This is a genomic window from Ignavibacterium sp. (genome assembly GCA_032027145.1).
Lineage (GTDB): Bacteria > Bacteroidota > Ignavibacteria > Ignavibacteriales > Ignavibacteriaceae > IGN3.
In genome coordinates, this window is the sequence record JAVSMP010000001.1 from 305,777 (window position 1) to 323,627 (window position 17,851).

Genomic DNA, 17,851 nt, shown 5'->3' on the forward strand with positions numbered 1-17,851 from the left:
TATTCAGCTCGTATTATTTTATGTAATCTAAAATAAATTCTATTATTTAAAATATATCAATCAAATTTAGATGGATAAATTCTTTTCAAAGCTTCCTTTTATTGATCAGTTACTAAAAGGAATCGGTCAGATAATGCTGCAGGAAAACCGATGGACCGGATTACTTTTTATTATTGGTTTGTTTATCGGAAGCTGGCAATATGCCGTTGCTGCTATTTTAGCTGCTGCCGCTGGAACGGCTGCTGCAAAATTATTAAAATACAATCAACAGGAAATTAATGCCGGGCTGTATGGTTTTAGTCCTGCATTAGTTGGTGTAGTGTTAGTTTTTCTATTTGATGATTTACTGATTATCTGGTCTTTAGTAATTATCGGTGGAATTTTGGCAGCAATGATCCAGCATTTCTTTTTCACCAAAAAAATTCCGGCTTACACTTTTCCATTTATATTGGTTGCCTGGGCATTCATATTTATTATTCGCCAATACACGGATATATCACCATCTGAGTTACTCCAAATAAAATTTGCACCTGCTCAACTTGATGTTTTCCTGGCACCAACAAATGGCTTCGGCGAAGTAATTTTTCAGGCAGGTGCATTATCAGGAATTATATTTTTCATTGCAGTCTTTATAAACAGTCCGGTTGCAGCATTATATAGTTTAGCGGCATCTCTTTTAGGAGCAATATTATCTCTTACAAATGGTCAACCGATAGAACAAATTAATCTGGGACTGTTTGGTTTTAATGCTGTATTAACTGCCATTGTTTTTGCTGGAACAAAAAAGGTTGATGGACTTTGGGTATTAGCTGGAGCAGTCATTACAATAGTTATTCATAATCTTTTGATTGATTACCATGTTTTGGATGTAGTGGGCGGAGTATTAACATTCCCGTTTGTTGCAGGAACCTGGATAACTCTGTTAATACAAAAAATATTTACGAAGAATAAATAATAGTTTAGAATTTCAGAGCTGCTGTAAAAGCTTATTAAGTCAATAATATTTATTCAATTTTTTATCTGCCTTTTTCTTGTCGTACTTATATTTGGTAAGAATGCTGTCAACAAACCAATTAAAGGCAGATAAGAACATAGGTAAAAAACAAAATATATATTGGTATGATCAATCAGGTTACCGATCAGAGCTGAACCCAATCCGCCCATTCCAAATGCAAATCCAAAAAACAATCCGGCAACCAATCCAAGTTTACCCGGTATAAGTTCCTGTGCATATACAAGTATAGCAGAAAAAGCGGAAGCCAGAATCACCCCGATTGGTATTATTAAAGCTGTAGTCCAGAATAGATTTGCATAAGGTAGTGCAATTGCAAAAGGTGCAGTACCCAAAATGGAGACCCAGATTACATATTTTCTGCCGATCCGATCTCCAATTGGTCCTCCTAACAGGGTACCGATAGCGATAGAAAATAAAAATATAAAAAGATAAACCTGAGATGTCTGAACAGATACATTAAATTTTTCCATTAGATAAAAAGTAAAGTAACTGGTAATGCTTGCCATATAAAAATATTTAGAAAAAATCAGGATTAACAAAACAGCCACAGCTATTATAACTTTACGCTTTGGCAGTTTATTATCAAAAGACTCCCAGGTTTTTTTTTCTGAAAGATGAAGCTTTAAAAGATAATTTTTATACCATTTGCCCACACGCCGTAAAACTACAATTGCAACTAAAGCAATTAATGTAAACCATAAAATACTCCGCTGACCATAAGGCACAATAATCCAGGCAGCAAGCAAAGGTCCGAAAGAACTTCCGGCATTTCCACCAACCTGAAAAACTGATTGTGCTAACCCTCTTCTGCCTCCCGATGCTGCATTAGCCATCCGTGATGATTCCGGGTGAAAGATAGAAGAACCTGTACCGATTAACGCAACAGATATTAAAATGAAATAAAAGTGATTTGCAAAGGATAGTAAAGTTAATCCAGTAAGTGTTATAGTCATACCAATTGCCAATGAGTACGGCTGAGGCTTTTTATCAGTGTAAAATCCAACCAATGGCTGAAACAATGAAGCGGCAAACTGAAAGGTAAGAGTTATTAATCCGATTTGCGAAAAAGTTAAATTGTAATTAGTCTTTATAATCGGATAGATAGAGGGAATTAAAGACTGCAAAGTATCGTTTAATAAATGAGAAAAGCTTAGCGCAAATAAAACCGAGAATACGGTAGCACTGTCTTTATTGAATTCTGAAAAGTGTTTACTCATAAAGTAAAAATTTTTTTACCGGCAAAAGTAATAAAAAGAATACTATAATTAATTTGTCAGCCGTTAATTATCTTTCAGAATATTTTCATAATACGTTTTATTGTTTAACAGTCTCTCCTCTTGCAAGAAATAGATAAGAGTGAGTCTTTTTAGTTTGGACAGATATGACAACTCAATGTTTATAAAATATTTTCTTCGCTATCTCTGCACTTAAAATATATCCGGCGATAATGATACCGATTAACAAAAGAAACATTGGGGGCAGCGAAATGAATCCAAACAATTCAATCAGCGGAGAAACGGGGATAAAAAGTGTAAACACAATTATCGCAAAGGTTGTAATGATAAGATATTTACCTGGTTTGCTTTTAAAGAATGGTTTTCTTGTCCGTACCACAAGCACAATAAGAACTGCAGAAACAACTGACTCAAGAAACCAGCCGGTGCGGAATTGAATCTCATCAGCATTCAACAGTAAAATTAAAACAGCAAAAGTCAAATAATCAAACACTGAGCTGATCACACCAAAAGTCATCATAAATTTCCGGATGAATTTTATGTCCCACCTTCTTGGCTTCTCAATCCAATCTGAATCAACATTGTCAGTTGCAATTGTCATTTCCGGCAGGTCAGTTAATAAATTGATCAGCAATATTTGTTTGGGAAGAAGCGGCAGAAAAGGAAGAAACAAAGAAGCACCGGCAACACTGAACATATTTCCAAAATTTGCACTGGTAGCCATAAAAACATATTTAATAGTATTGGCAAAAGTTGTACGCCCTTCCAGAATTCCGCTCAACAAAACTTCTAAATCAGTTTCAAGTAAAACAATGTCAGCAGCTTCTTTTGCAACGTCCACAGCTTTATCAACTGAAATACCTACATCAGCAGCATGCAATGCTGAGGCATCATTTATTCCATCGCCCATATAACCAACCACATTACCGGCTTTCTTTAAAGCAAGGATTATTCTTTCCTTTTGATTCGGCTCAACTTCAGCGAAGATTTTTATATTATTAACACTGCGGTATAAAGCTTCATCACTTAACTTACGAATTTCTGTTCCGGTTATAATTTTTGTGTCCTTCAGCCCGATTTTTTTGCTAATGCTTTCAGCCACCAGTTTATTATCACCGGTAATGATCTTAAGAGAAACACCTGTTTTACTTAAGCCGGATATAGTTTCAATTATATTTTTCTTCGGCGGATCATAAAGTAAAATGAAACCGAGAAATGTCATCGCCTTTTCAGAATCTATTTTGATGGTAGAATTCTCAGTTACTTTTTTATAACCAATTCCCAAAACCCTGTATCCATTACCACTCATTTCGGAATAGTAATTATTTATTTTCTCCAGACTGCTTTCTATTTTTTCTATTTTTCCATTTTCTTTTTCTATAAAATCACAGATTTCAACTACATTACTCAATGCACCTTTGGTTATAATAATATTTTCATTTTTAACTGCCACAAGAATGCTTAATCTCTTTCTCAAAAAATCATACGGTATTTCATCAAGTTTTTTGTAATCAGAGAGATTAACTTCCTTGTAATTAATTATCGCTTCATCAATTGGATTGACAAATCCAGTCTGAAAATTGGCATTTAGCTGAGCATAAAGCATAACTTTGTCATTGGTTTTGCCGTCTGCATCCGCAAAAGAATAGATGTTTACTTTTCCTTCGGTTAACGTACCGGTTTTATCTGAACATAAAACATTCATACTGCCAAAGTTTTCGATTGAATTAAGTTTTTTTACAATCACTTTTTTCTCTGCCATTCGTTTTGCGCCATGCGAAAGATTTATACTTATAATTGCCGGCAGTAATTGAGGTGTAAGCCCAACAGCTATTGCGAGTGAAAAGAGAAATGAATCTACAATTGGCTTTTGCAAATAAACATTAAGAGCAAAAATCAGAAAGATCATAACAAGAGTAACTTCCATCAAAAGAAATCCAAATTTCTTTATTCCAAGTTCAAACTCAGTTTCTGTCAGTCTTAATTTCAATCTTTCTGAAACTTTTCCAAATTCAGTGTTGATTCCGGTTTTAACAACTACAGCTTTGCCGTTACCGCTAACAACATGAGTACCCATAAAAAGAGAATTAGTTCGCTGGCTTAATGCAGTTTCATTGCTTAATACCGAAACGCTTTTTTCAACCGGATAAGTCTCTCCTGTCAGAGTTGATTCGTCAACAAAAAGATCTTTGGAAGAAATGATAAGAGAATCCCCCGGCACAACTGAGCCTGCAGAAAGAATTATTATATCACCAGGTACAATCTTTTCAACAGCAATTTCTTTTTCCTGAGCATTACGAACTACTCTTGTTTTTATTTGAACTATTTCCAGAAGCTTTTGAACGGCACTTGCGGCTCCTTTTTCCTGCCAGAAGCCGAGCACTCCGCTAATAAAAATTATTGTTAAAATAATAATCGCATCTACAGTATCATCGAGAAATATTGAAAGTACAGCAGCAAAAATTAAAATAATAATAATAGGACTTTTAAATTGAGCTGTTAAAAGTGTAAACGTATCAATTTTTTTCTTTGGCTTTAATCTGTTTAATCCTGATTGCTCTAATCTTTTATCAGCTTCAGAATCAGAAAGACCATTTACATTGGTTTCAAGCTCCCTTAGTATTCCATCGGTTGAAATACTCCAGAAACCGGAGAGATTTATTTTTTCCAATTAGTTACCTGCCGCAAAATAAAACTTAGGAATAAAACTGTGATATTATTAATTAAAAAAAGTATTTTGTTATTTTACTTTACTTAAACTAAGAATCCTGACTATTATATAAAAAGGATTAATTATTTGATTCTGATTTATAATTAAATCTAAAAATGATGTCTGAATAAACAAGCAACGGAGTATTTATGCCAAGTTTAATTCATGTTGAAAAACATTTTAATGCTAACTACACTGTAAGAGATATTGTAATTGGCATGTCTGATGGATTGACAGTTCCATTTGCATTAGCCGCAGGTTTAACCGGTGCAATAGCTGCAAGCTCATTGGTAATAACTGCTGGTCTTGCCGAGATTGCTGCAGGCTCAATTGCAATGGGGCTTGGAGGCTACCTTGCAGCAAAGAGTGATTATGAACATTACTTCAGCGAAAAGAAGCGCGAAGAATATGAGGTTAAAGAATTACCTGATGCAGAAAAAGAAGAAGTATCAGAAGTCTTTAGAAAATATGGACTTTCAGAAAAAGAAATACAGCCAATTCTTGACAAGTTTGAAAAAAATCCTAAAAACTGGGTGGAGTTTATGATGATGTATGAATTAGGATTAGAAGAGCCCGATAAAAAAAGAGGACTTATAAGTGCATTAACAATTGCTTTATCTTATATCGTTGGCGGTATGATTCCGCTTTCACCTTACTTCTTTGTTGAGCAGGCAAGTGAAGGATTAACAATCTCAGTAATAATGACTTTAACTGCATTATTAATTTTTGGATTTGTTAAAGGAAAATTCACCGGTGCAAAACCAATTATCAGTGCAATTCAAACCGTGGTGATTGGCGGTATAGCTGCAACTGCTGCATTTCTTTTGGCAAAATTTATCGGTTGATAAAATGCTTATTGATTATTTGATTGGACAAATAGTATATGGATAAACTTACATTATATAGTTATCTGCGTTTATCACTTGCAAAAAAATATCTTTCACTCAGTGCTGTCGCAGATTGTCTTTTAGACTCAAAATTAAGTTAGTAGAAATAAAATATTCCACCATCCATAGTTTATTTTGAGTTCATCTCAACTTTACCTTATAAGGGAATGGCTGATTGATACATACAAGCTGATGTTGATTTTCTCTCTGAATATTTTCATAAATCGTTTTATTATTTACGAGTCTCTCCCTCTATTGCAAGAAATAGATTAGAGTGAGTTCTTATTATTTTGGACAGATATGATAAAATAACAACACTTGTTAAACCACAAATTTCAACTCATTAATCCCGCCTATTTAAACAAAACGTTGACCGTTTAAATACTCCGCTTATCATTTATGCTTTGATAGTTAGAACACGAGGCGATAATTTTACAACCGCTATATTTGCAGCTATCTTTTGTATTTAAACTAACTGTAATTATCAAACATATAATTAGTGGAAAATGTTTAAGCATTAGTTAGTTTAAATTTTTATTTTCTTAATAATGGAAAAATTGCCGGAGATATTTTTATGATCAGAATTGTGCTGATATTTTTAACTGTTACGCTTACCATTCTGCCGCAGCAAAAGGATATCATCTATCTTTCGTGGAATGAAGTAATTGATAAGGCACTTACCGATAATCTAAGTATCAAATCTAAACGATTGGATTATGACGCTCAGAATCTGGAAGTCTGGCGGGCATATTCTAATTTTTTGCCAACTGTAAATTATCAAGGTATCGGCACTTATAATATTGAGCTGCCAACTATTGTTTTTATGGGACAGAAATTTACAATGGGTACAAAATATGTTTTTCAACACTCGATTGATGCTACCCTGCCGATCTTTACAGGCGGTTCCAGATTTTTTAATGTTAAAGTTCAGACTTTATTAAAAAAATCTTTGAGTGAAGAGCTTAAAGGAAAAGAAGAAGATGCGGTATTGCAAACATTGCAGGCTTATTACGGAATTATCCTTGCAAATGAATTAAGCAAATCATCGAAAGAAGCTGTAGAGGTTGCTGAATCAAACTTAAAGCAGGTAAAATTTTTCTACGAAGAAGGATCTGCTACTCAGCTTGATCTTCAACGGGCGCAGGCGCAATACTATTCAACTTTACCATTATTTGAAAGTGCAGAATCAAACAGAATCTTATCATATCAGACTCTGAAAATGCTTTTGGATATTGATCTTAGTGATTCACTTGTTGTATCAGATTCCTTATCAGCAAAAGATTTTTTAAGCGAATTCAGAAATGAAGGACTTGGTGAATTAAAAATGCTGTCATTTGAAAACAGCAGCCAGCTTAAAGCAATTAACTATAAATTTGATGCAACTGATCAAAGCGAATATCTTTCAATCTCAGCATTCTTACCCACAATTGCACTTTCAGCTAACATCCAGCATCAGGCATTTTCTGATGAAGATAACATAAAGTGGAAAGATTTTATCCGCTCAAAGACAATCACTCTTATTGCATCCTGGCCTCTGTTTGAAGGCGGAAGAAGATTTATTGATTATCAGCTTGCAAGTATTAGAACCGATCAGATGCGGCTGCTTAAACATCAGACTGAGGTTCAGTTAAATGTAGAAGTAGAACAAAATTATTTTAAATATTCGGAAGCAGTTAAAAATATTAAAAGCCTTAAAGAAGCAATGGAGCAGTCAAAAGAAAGTTTAAGATTATCAAATCTTCTTTATGCCGAAGGAATGAGTACACAGCTTGATGTTTTAAATGCACAGCTTTTGTATAATAACAGCAGAGTTCAATATCTGCAGGGAATTTATAATTACAACATAATACAACTTCAATTACTTAAATCAATTGGAAAACTAAATACTATCTGGAACTAATATGAAGATTAAATATAAATACATAAGTCTTGGTTTATCGGTTTTATTATTAACACTTACCGGATGCGAAGGTAACAAGGAAGAGCAAAAAGAAAATTTAATTCCGGTTAAGGTTTATCAGGTTCAGCCTGAATCGCTTAAAGAGTATTTAAACATCACCGGAACAATCTCAGCTGCTAATGACCAAATTGTTTATAGTAAAATTTCAGAACGGATTGATCAGATATTTGTAAAGCCGGGTGATTTTGTAAAATCCAATCAAGTAATTGCCCGCCAATACAACGCACTTTTATCCCAATCAGTTGATGTTGCTAAAGCTAATCTTAAAAATACTGAAGCTCAGTTTGAACTTGCTCAACAAAACTTTAACAGGATTCAACGATTATTTGAGCAGAGAGCAGTAAGCCAGCAGCAATTTGATCAAGCAACATCTCAGTTTAAAGTAGCAAATTCTGCTCTTGACGCAGCACAGGCTCAATTAGAACAAGCCATAGAACAATTTGATAATAGTTTAATCAAGGCTCCGTTTAGCGGAGTGGCAGCAGCAGTTTTTGTTGAACTGAATCAGATGGTTACTGCAGGACAGCAAATTGCTCAGATAGTTGATCCCTCGTCAATGAAATCAAAACTGAAGGTAATCAGTAAAGACATTAAATATGTTAAGAAAGGACTTCCGGTTGAGATTGTAATTCCATCAGTACCCGATAAAAAATATAAAGGTAAAATAATTTCAGTTGATCAGGCAGTTGACCCGATTTCTAAGTCGTTAGAGATTGAAGTAGTGATTACAAATACGGATAATAATCTGAAGTCTGGTTTGTATGGTGAGTTTATGATTCCGATTAACGAAACTGATAATGTAGTTGTTGTTCCTGAAACAGCATTGTTGAGCCAGACAGAAGTTAAAATTAACAAAGGAACCGGAATGCAGGAGACTTTAAAGAAATATTTCTTATTTGTTGTCGAAGATAATAAAGCAAAGATTAAGGAAGTAACTGTCGGATTAATTAGTAATTCACGCGCTCAGATAACTTCAGGTATCAATTTTAACGATAAGGTGATAATAGTTGGGAATAACATCGTAAGGGACGATCAAGAAGTTCAAATCATTGATTAAGGATTTTTAAATTATGCTGTTAACAAAATTTTCTATAAACCGTAAAGTTACATTGCTGATGTTCTATGCTATCATATTAGCATTTAGCTTTTTTGCCTTCACTCAATTAAAGATAGACTTTTTTCCGGAGATTCAATTTCCTATCGCCGGAGTAATTACCAATTATCCGGGTGTTGGACCAAAAGATATCGAAACAACAATCAGCCGCCAGCTTGAAGAAGCAATTTCATCAGTTAAAAACATCAAGAAGGTAAGCTCACAGTCATTTACAGGAGCATCAATAATTATACTTGAGTTTAAGTATGGAACTGATATGAATCAGGCAGAAGTTGATATCAGGAAAAACATTGACTTTGTAAGAGACTTTTTACCCAAAGAAGCATCCGATCCGCTTGTCTTTGTGTTCGATCCTTCAATGAGCCCGATTATATTTCTGAGTCTGAGTTCGCAATATCTTGGTCAATCAGAATTGAGAAAACTTTCAGAAGACAGAATCGAGCCGATGCTTGAAAGAATTTCCGGAGTAGCATCCGTTGCCACAATCGGAGGTCTTCAAAGACAGATTAATGTAAATATAAACCCGACTCTTTTATCATCTTATAATTTATCGCCTTCTGAAGTTACAATTGCTCTGCAAACCGGCAGAGGTATTCAACCGGGCGGATCGCTTAAAACTGATGAAAAAACTTATCAGCTCACTTTATTGAGTGAATACACAACTATTGATCAAATAAAAAAAACTACTGTAGCCATCAGAAACGGAAGACCTGTTTATGTAGAAAATATCGCTGAGGTTGTTGATGGGTTTAAAGAGAATTCCACCGAAGCAAGAGCAGATTTTGGCGAAGGTTTAATGATAATTATTAATAAGCAATCTGATGCAAATACTGTTCAGACTTCTGAGCTTGTTAAAAATGAAATCCCGAATATTCTTAAACGGCTTCCACAGGGCACAAAATTAAATGTGGTATGGGCACAGTCAGAGTTTATAACCCGCTCAATTAATAATCTGCGCGATTCGGCATTAATAGCATTTGTTCTCGCATTTATAATTATTTACATCTTCCTGCTGAATATACGCGGCAGTATTATAATGGGTATATCAATGCCTATTTCTGTTTTAGCTACTTTTGCAGTTTTGTATGCAAGTGATATTACATTGAATATTATTTCAATGGCTGGATTAGCACTTGCTATCGGAATGCTGGTAGATAATTCTATCGTGGTTCTTGAAAATATATTCAGACACAGAGAGATGGGAAAAAGCAGAATTGAATCAGCAGATATCGGAGCTTCTGAAGTTGGCATGGCTATTACTGCTTCAACACTTACTACAGTTGCAGTTTTCCTACCGGTTCTGTTTGTTCCCAATATAACTGGGCAATTGTTTAAGGATATGGTGCTAACTATTACTTTTAGTTTGCTCGTTTCTTTGGTAGTTGCACTAACATTGGTTCCAATGATGGCTTCCAATATTCTTGAAATAGAAAAAATAAAATCAAACGGATGGCTGAACAAGATTAAGACAACGATTGGTAATACAATTGACAGTCTTTCAAAGTACTATCATAAAATTTTATTGTGGGCACTCAGAAAAAAGAAAACTGTGTTGGGCTCAGTTGGAATAGCCTTTATTATTTCAATTGTTCTTGCAGTATTAGCCGGAGCTGAGTTTTTACCTAAAACTGACCAAGGCTTTATTAATTTGATTGTAGAAGCTCCCGCAGGCAACCCGATTGAAAAATCAAGAGTAATTGTTTATAATCTTGAAGAAATAGTTAAGAAAGTAATTAAGCCGGAAGAACTTGAAAATGTATCGTTTATGTTCGGTACCCGTGAAGGTATTGGAGCATTCGGAAATACAGAAAGTACTATTGAAGCATTTATAAAACTCAAGCCTGTTAATCAAAGAAGCAGAAGCCAGTTTGAAATAAGCGATCTGATGAGAGAAAAATTAAATAAAATACCGGGCATAACTTATACTTTTCAGGAAACCGGAGGGTTCTCTACCGAAAAAGCAATCGAAGTAAAAGTTATTGGTTTTGATATTGACGGCGGAATCAAAATAGCAGAGCAAATTAAATCCCGTATGCAAAAGATAAAGGGATTTGTGGATATCGGATTAAATGTAAAACAAACCACTCCCGAACTTCAGGTAAATCTTAACTACAATATGTTAAATTCATTTCATCTTTCAACTCTGCAGGTTGCATCAAATATCTCCACTGCAATACAGGGAACAGTTGTATCAAGACTAAGAGAAGAAGGTGATGAGTACGATATACGTGTTCAGTTTGCAAAAGAATTCAGGAATAAAAAAGAAGCACTCAGTAATATTCAAATCCCACTGCCAACAGGCGGCTTTACAACTTTAAGTGAAATTGCACAGATAAATGAACTTGAATCAGCACCAACAATCTTCAGAGAAAATCAGAACAGATTTGTTTCTGTAGGTGCAGACTTATCAGGTCTTGAACTTTCAAAGGCAATAAGTGAAGTAGAAAAGATAATTAATTCAACTCCTGTTCCGTCAGAGTATCAGGTAATAATCGGCGGCTCAGCCGAAGATCAGCAGGAGGCATTCTTTTATCTTGGCTTAGCTTTTATTGCTGCTATACTTTTAGTTTATATGATAATGGCAGCCCAATTTGAATCTCTGGTTGACCCTTTGATAATTATGTTTACTGTTCCTCTTTCAGTAATTGGAGTATTTCCATTTCTATTTATTACAGGTACAACATTGAGTGTAATGGCATTAGTAGGCTTAATTATGCTTGTTGGTATAGCAGTTAACAATGGTATCGTACTTGTTGATTACATCAACCAGATTAAAAGAGGCGGGTTATCCTTGTATGACGCAGTTGAGAAAGGAAGTCTGGCAAGGATGCGTCCGGTTCTAATGACTGCTTTAACCACAATACTTGGAATGGTGCCACTTGCAATTGAACTTGGAGAAGGTGCAGAAACCTGGTCACCGCTTGCAAGAGCAGTAATAGGCGGATTAACTGCAACTACTGTTTTAACCTTAGTTGTGATACCAATATTGTATATTGTTTTTGAACGCGCAGGTGAAAAAGTAAAAGCATACTTTAAGAAAAGAAGAGTAGCTAAAGCAAGCTGATCTTATGAAACAATTCAATTGTTAAAGGATGTTTGACTATCAGAAGTTTATAAAAAACTGCAGCTGATTGAAATGATGTAAAAATAAAAAAGCTCTTAAAATCAGGGCAGTTTTAAAAGCACGGCAAACTCAAATTGCTTAGAACTTTCTTTTACAATAATAAAGAGCTTTTTACTTATCAGTACTGTGTTAAGATGTTGGCTGGGGAATAGATTCTCAGCCAATAACCGACAAACCAATTTAGTCGCTATTCCCTGCTTTGATGAGCTTCATTTTTATTGCAACACAACTTGGGCAGGCGATTTTGTATCCTAGTTTGAGTAAATCAGATTCATAAACCGAACCGATTATATCGCCTGTTATAGAGCCGAACATTTTTACCCCACTAACTCATCCGCAATCAATTCAGCTTGCTTCAAAACTGTATCAATTGCTTTCTGCTGCTTGTCCGGTGGATAACCATATTTTGTAAGTGTTCGCTTTACTAACACCATTAGTTTTGCTCTTGCACTTTCTCGGATTGTCCAGTCTATCGTTGCATTCTTTTTTACTTTGTCAGCAATATCTCTTGCAATTGTTTTTAACACTTCATCACCCAAAACTTTTACTGCACTATCATTAGTTTCAAGTGCATCGTAAAAGGCTAATTCAGCTTCAGACAACCCAAGTTTCTTTGCATCTTCATCTGACGACTTAACTTCTTTTGCAATCCTTATCAGCTCTTCAATAATCTGTACAGTGGTCAGTAAGTTGTTCTGGTATCTCTTAATTGCAGTTTCCAGCATCTCTAAAAACTTTTTGCTCTTTACGATATTAGTTCTTAATCTCGATTTAATTTCATCATTCAAAATTTTCTTCAACAGTTCGAGAGCAAGGTTTTTATGAGTCATCCCCTGAACTTCCTGCAAAAACTCATCTGATAAAATTGATAGATCAGGTTTTTCAATTCCTGCTGCAGCAAATATGTCAACAACTTTATCAGAGCTTATCGCCTGATCAACTATCATCTTAATAGCTGTGTCAAATTCTTTTGCAGTTTTTCCCTTGCCTTCAATTTCAAACTTAACCAATCTTGCTTTCACTGCCTGGAAGAATGCAACTTCTTCTTTTATCTCCATCGCTTGCGGATGCGGCATTGATAAAGAAAATGCCTGACTTAACAATGTTACTTCCCTGATAAATCTCTCTTTTCCTTTTTCCAATCCAAGAATATGTTCTTCTGCTTGAAGAATTATCGAAAGTTTTTCATTCGGCGTACCTGTGAAGAAACGATTGTAATTAAACTTGAATTGTCCTTTGTAATAAGCCTCCGGCTCTTCAACCAAAATATCTTTTTGTGTTTTACTCTCTTCATTAAACATCTGTTGGACTATCTCCAGTTTTTCCATCATCACTTCAACAGCTTGTTCAATATCTTCTGTCGGATCACCTTTGCCGCCCGAATCAGAATAGAATGACAATGCCTTTTTCAAATCAGTTGCAATGCCGAGATAGTCAACTACCAATCCACCCGGTTTATCTTTGAATACACGGTTCACTCTTGCAATAGCCTGCATTAACGAATGTCCACGCATTGGCTTATCAATATACATTGTGTGAAGACAAGGAACATCAAATCCTGTTAGCCACATATCAATCACTATTACAATCTTCAGAGGGTCATTCGGGTCTTTCATTCTGTCTGCTAAATCTCTTCGCTGCTGTTTTGTTGTATGATGTTTTGCAAGAACAGGACCATCTGAACTCGCAGCAGTCATTACTACTTTTATTTTTCCCTTTGCCAGATCTTCATTACACCATTCCGGTCTTAATGCAACAATCTCATTAAATAACTCAACTGCAATCCTTCGACTCATAGCAACAATCATTGCTTTACCATCAAAAACATTCTGACGTTTTTCAAAATGATCAACAATATCCCTTGCTAAATTTTTTATTCGCTTCTCATTTCCAACTATTGCTTCAAGCTTTGACCATTTTGCTTTTGCTTTCTCCTTTTCTGTAATCTCTTCATCACGTTCAAGCTCTTTGTCAAATTCTTCTATTAAATGTTTTCCTTCTTCATCAAGATTTACTTTTGCCAACCTGCTTTCATAATAAATTTTAACCGTTGAGCCGTCTTCAACAGATTTAGCTATATCATAAATATCAACATAATTGCCAAACACCTGTGGAGTGTTAATATCCGTTCCTTCAATCGGAGTTCCGGTAAATCCAATGTAAGTTGCATTCGGTAATGCATCACGCATATACTTCGCAAATCCATAAGCTATTCGCTGACCAACCACCTCTTTACTTTCTTTATTAACTATATCTTTTAACGATGCCTGAAATCCGTATTGTGTTCTGTGAGCTTCATCTGCAATTACAATTATGTTGCGTCTGTCTGAGAGCTGATCATAAACTTCTTGCCCTGTGTCGGGTAAAAACTTTTGAATGGTAGTAAAAACTATTCCTCCGCTTGCAACTTTTAGCAGTTGTTTTAGATGATCTCTGTTTTCTGCTTGAACGGGTTCTTGTCTTAACAATTGTATTGAAGAAGCGAATGTATCAAACAACTGATCATCAAGATCATTCCGGTCAGTGATTACAACAATTGTTGGATTTTCCATTTCAGGTGATGTTATAAGTTTACCAGCATAGAAAACCATACTTAAACTTTTTCCTGATCCTTGTGTATGCCATATAACTCCTGCTCGTTTATCGCCAGAGTTACCCTCACCTCTGTCCTCTCCCATAGGGAGAGGAAGTGCGGATGATATAGTTTCTAGAACAGACTTTGTATTGTTTAGTAGTTCTTCATTCTTAAATCTTAATACACGATTACCAAGTGACGATAAGTATTTGTCTCTTTTGCTATCGTGTTTTTGTTGTTCCTTTGAATTATGAATCTCACCATCGAATTCAATAATGAGTTTATGTTCATTACAGTAGAAGTCAGCCACGTAAGGACCAATTTGATGCTGCCGTCTGAATTTCAGATTTAAAAATTTTCTATTTCGGATTAACTCCCAAAATATTTCTTCAGCTTTCGTCTGATTCTTCCTGAGTTCTCTCGCCTGTTCTATTAGTCCACTAAATTTAAAACCACCACGATAATTTCTCTTGCTTTCTGTCCTATTTCCCTCCCTTTGGTAGGGATTATGGGAGGGTTGATAGCCAATTGCCCTGATAGTGCTATCAATAGCTTTGTTGACTGCATAGTACTGATGATATGCTGCTAATATTTTTTCTGTATGTATCTGTAATACACCCTCACCTTGTCCTCTCCCAGTGGGAGAGGATTTAGGAGTGGGTTTCATATACTTCTGAAAGACGATAAAGTTTCTTGTTATATCAAGGAGAGTTTTTGGATTTAACATTCCGCTGATGAGTGTTTCTAACTGTGGTTTGAAACGCGATGCCTCTTTCTCTCCTTCAGCACTTTTCCAGGCAGTGAAACGATTAATTCCTGCAGATACACTACCTGCTTTACATTCCAGTCCATCCGATATTACACAAACAGCATTATATGTAAACAGTCCTGGTATTATTGCTTTGTAAGTTTGTATCTGGTTGTAAGCGGATTCTATTGTTGCGCTTTCATCTGCAGGATTTTTTAACTCGATAACAACTAAAGGAATACCATTAACAAAAAGTAAAATATCCGGACGTTTGTTCTGGTTGTTTTCAACGATTGTGTATTGGTTAACAACAAGAAACTGATTGTTTTCAATATTTTCAAAATCTATTAATGCAATTTCGTAGCTTCTCTCGTAGCCATTCTGCTGATAAGGTATTTTTACTTTCTCAATTAGCTCTTTATGAAATGTTTCGTTGTTGTGAAGAATGTCCGTTGAATAAATGCGTAGTATTTTTTGTATTGCCTGTTCCTGTGCTTCTTTTGGAATGTGGGAATTGATTACTGAAACTGCTTTGCGTAAACGATCTGTTAAAATTATCTGTTCGTAGTTCTCGCGTTCGGCTTTTTCTCCTTCCGGTGAAATTACCGAGCCGTGAATATATTCCCAGCCGAGTGATTGAAGCTGTTCAATTGCTGCTTGTTCTACTTTATCTTCGGTGATGGGTTTCATATTAATTGTCAGAATCAGAATTCACTGAATTTTAGAATTTTCAGAATTTTTATCTGAATATTTTGGATTAAATATCAATTTGTACTGTAAACTTTGTGAACCGAAATTAATCAACAATCCTAATGGAAAATCATAAGCTACTACATAATTCTTTGCTTGTGCAATATGAACATCCTCAAGATTTACTAATGCTTTTAATTCAATAATAACTTTATTTTCAGCTACAAAATCTGCTCGTCTTGTTCCAACCTCTATTCCTTCATAATATATCTTTTGTTCTTGTTCTCTTGCAAATTCAATATTAGCTCTTTCAAGTTCGATTGCCAAACATCTTTGATAAATTACTTCCTGAAAACCTGGTCCCAAAGTATTATGAACCTTCATTGAGCAGCCAATTATTTTATATGTTAGATCATCTTTTTCCATTAAAATATCCTGTTAATCCTTTAATCCTGCAAATTCTGATTCAGACATTTTTCACTCTTATTTCTCCACTCATCAACTTGGGTAATAGTGTATCCCGTAGTTGTGTGAGTGTGCGGATTTGGTTTTGATTAAATTCTATTTTATTAAGTATTGATTCAAATTCATTTTTATAAATTTCTAATTTATCTCTTGGTGGAACTTTGAATGAAATACTTTTAAGACCAACTATTGTAAGAGCTTCTTGTGTACTTCCAATAGTTATTGATGCGAGTTGTTCTTTTCCAATTATTGAATTTAACCAGAGATATATTATTGAGCTTGGGAGTAATTTGAAATCTTTAAACCAAGTTAAGTTCCCATCTTTGAAATAAAATTTGTCATCCTTTCTTACTCTGTATGTGACACCCAGAGTACCAACCGAAGTCATTAATATATCGCCTTCTCGTGGAGCTCCAAATTTTTCTTGTATTTCATTAAACCTTTCTTCCGAAATGAATAATTCGCTATCTGTACTTCCTGCATTATGCAATTCAATAATTTCCTTGCTTCTATAAAATGGTACACCAAAAGAAACATATTCAGAATAGTAAATTCGTTTACTTGAAGTAATAGTAAGTATTTCTCCGAGTGTCTTTTCCTCCCAACTCTCATCTGCTTTAATATTTCCCTCCCTTTGGGAGGGATTATGGGAGGGTTGAGGTCTCTCCTCAATAAACCACTGCCTGAAAAGTGTTTCTGCAAGTGCTTCAAGTGTTTTGTTTTGGCGGTGGAGGAAATCTATTTTGTCATCTAAACTGCTGAGGATTGAGGTGATAGATTGTTGTTCAGGCAAAGTTGGTAACAGCAAGGGAATACTTTCTACAACTTTCCTTTCAGCAATATTTATCTGCACGGAGCCGTGAGAGACTTGCGATATCAATTCCAATCCCATTTTTGAAGAAAGAAAATAGTATAAATAATCTAAAAATACTTTTTTTACATCTGGTCTTAATATGAGTAAGGCTTGACTTATAATTCCTTTCGGATCTTCTTCCTTAATTACTGAAATTTTTCCAAAAGTACCTGAACAACTAATAATCAAATCATTCGTTCTTACTTGAAATCTTTTAAGTTGTTCAAATTTTTCTTCGTCAATAAAGAAACGAAATTCTCTAGAATTGTAAATTGCATTTTTCTGTTCATAAACTGGGATACCATTTGTTTTCATTTCTCCTCGCAGTAGTGAGGAGCCAAACGGTCCACGAATATATCCTTTTGGTTCTAACAATTCACCTAACGAAGTTTTTTTCCACTCACCCATTATTCACCAACCAATTAAAAGTCTGAACTGTGATTTTTATGATTAAAGAATTTGCCAGATTATTATT

Annotated in this window: 10 protein-coding genes; 5 read left to right on the top strand and 5 right to left on the bottom strand. The window is 34.9% G+C overall.

The features are described from left to right. The first annotated feature begins 70 nt into the window (after positions 1-70). Positions 71-955, top strand: a complete 885-nt coding sequence (locus tag ROY99_01180) for an urea transporter (protein ID MDT3694971.1) — start codon at positions 71-73, stop codon at positions 953-955. A 53-nt stretch (positions 956-1,008) separates the two neighbouring features. Here ROY99_01180 and ROY99_01185 read toward each other — a convergent pair whose 3' ends face one another. Both ROY99_01185 and mgtA read right to left on the bottom strand, forming a co-directional pair. Then, positions 1,009-2,232: an MFS transporter gene (locus ROY99_01185; protein MDT3694972.1), complete on the bottom strand. Its 1,224-nt coding sequence runs from the start codon at positions 2,230-2,232 to the stop codon at positions 1,009-1,011. A 172-nt stretch (positions 2,233-2,404) separates the two neighbouring features. Then, positions 2,405-4,921, bottom strand: a complete 2,517-nt coding sequence (gene mgtA / locus ROY99_01190) for a magnesium-translocating P-type ATPase (GenBank protein MDT3694973.1) — start codon at positions 4,919-4,921, stop codon at positions 2,405-2,407. A gap of 188 nt (positions 4,922-5,109) precedes the next feature. On the opposite strand from mgtA, the gene ROY99_01195 reads away from it, so the two are divergent. The 4 genes from ROY99_01195 (at position 5,110) to ROY99_01210 (ending at position 11,985) form a co-directional block, all read left to right on the top strand. Next, positions 5,110-5,805: a VIT1/CCC1 transporter family protein gene (locus ROY99_01195; GenBank protein MDT3694974.1), complete on the top strand. Its 696-nt coding sequence runs from the start codon at positions 5,110-5,112 to the stop codon at positions 5,803-5,805. Between the two features lie 616 nt (positions 5,806-6,421). Beyond that, positions 6,422-7,747 carry a TolC family protein gene (locus ROY99_01200; protein MDT3694975.1) on the top strand — a complete coding sequence of 442 codons (1,326 nt, stop codon included), beginning with the start codon at positions 6,422-6,424 and terminating at the stop codon, positions 7,745-7,747. 1 nt (position 7,748) lies between these two features. After that, complete coding sequence (locus tag ROY99_01205) at positions 7,749-8,864, top strand: efflux RND transporter periplasmic adaptor subunit (protein MDT3694976.1); 1,116 nt, start codon at positions 7,749-7,751, stop codon at positions 8,862-8,864. Positions 8,865-8,877: 13 nt separating this feature from the next. After that, positions 8,878-11,985 carry an efflux RND transporter permease subunit gene (locus ROY99_01210; protein ID MDT3694977.1) on the top strand — a complete coding sequence of 1,036 codons (3,108 nt, stop codon included), beginning with the start codon at positions 8,878-8,880 and terminating at the stop codon, positions 11,983-11,985. 377 nt (positions 11,986-12,362) lie between these two features. On the opposite strand, the gene ROY99_01215 is transcribed toward ROY99_01210, so the two are convergent. Genes ROY99_01215 through ROY99_01225 form a run of 3 tightly spaced genes read right to left on the bottom strand, consistent with a single transcriptional unit; the run spans position 12,363 to position 17,784 of the window. Continuing rightward, positions 12,363-16,058, bottom strand: a complete 3,696-nt coding sequence (locus ROY99_01215) for an HsdR family type I site-specific deoxyribonuclease (protein ID MDT3694978.1) — start codon at positions 16,056-16,058, stop codon at positions 12,363-12,365. A gap of 21 nt (positions 16,059-16,079) precedes the next feature. Continuing rightward, positions 16,080-16,484, bottom strand: a complete 405-nt coding sequence (locus ROY99_01220; protein MDT3694979.1) for a GxxExxY protein — start codon at positions 16,482-16,484, stop codon at positions 16,080-16,082. A 40-nt stretch (positions 16,485-16,524) separates the two neighbouring features. Beyond that, positions 16,525-17,784 carry a restriction endonuclease subunit S gene (locus ROY99_01225; protein ID MDT3694980.1) on the bottom strand — a complete coding sequence of 420 codons (1,260 nt, stop codon included), beginning with the start codon at positions 17,782-17,784 and terminating at the stop codon, positions 16,525-16,527. Between the last annotated feature and the right edge of the window lie 67 nt (positions 17,785-17,851).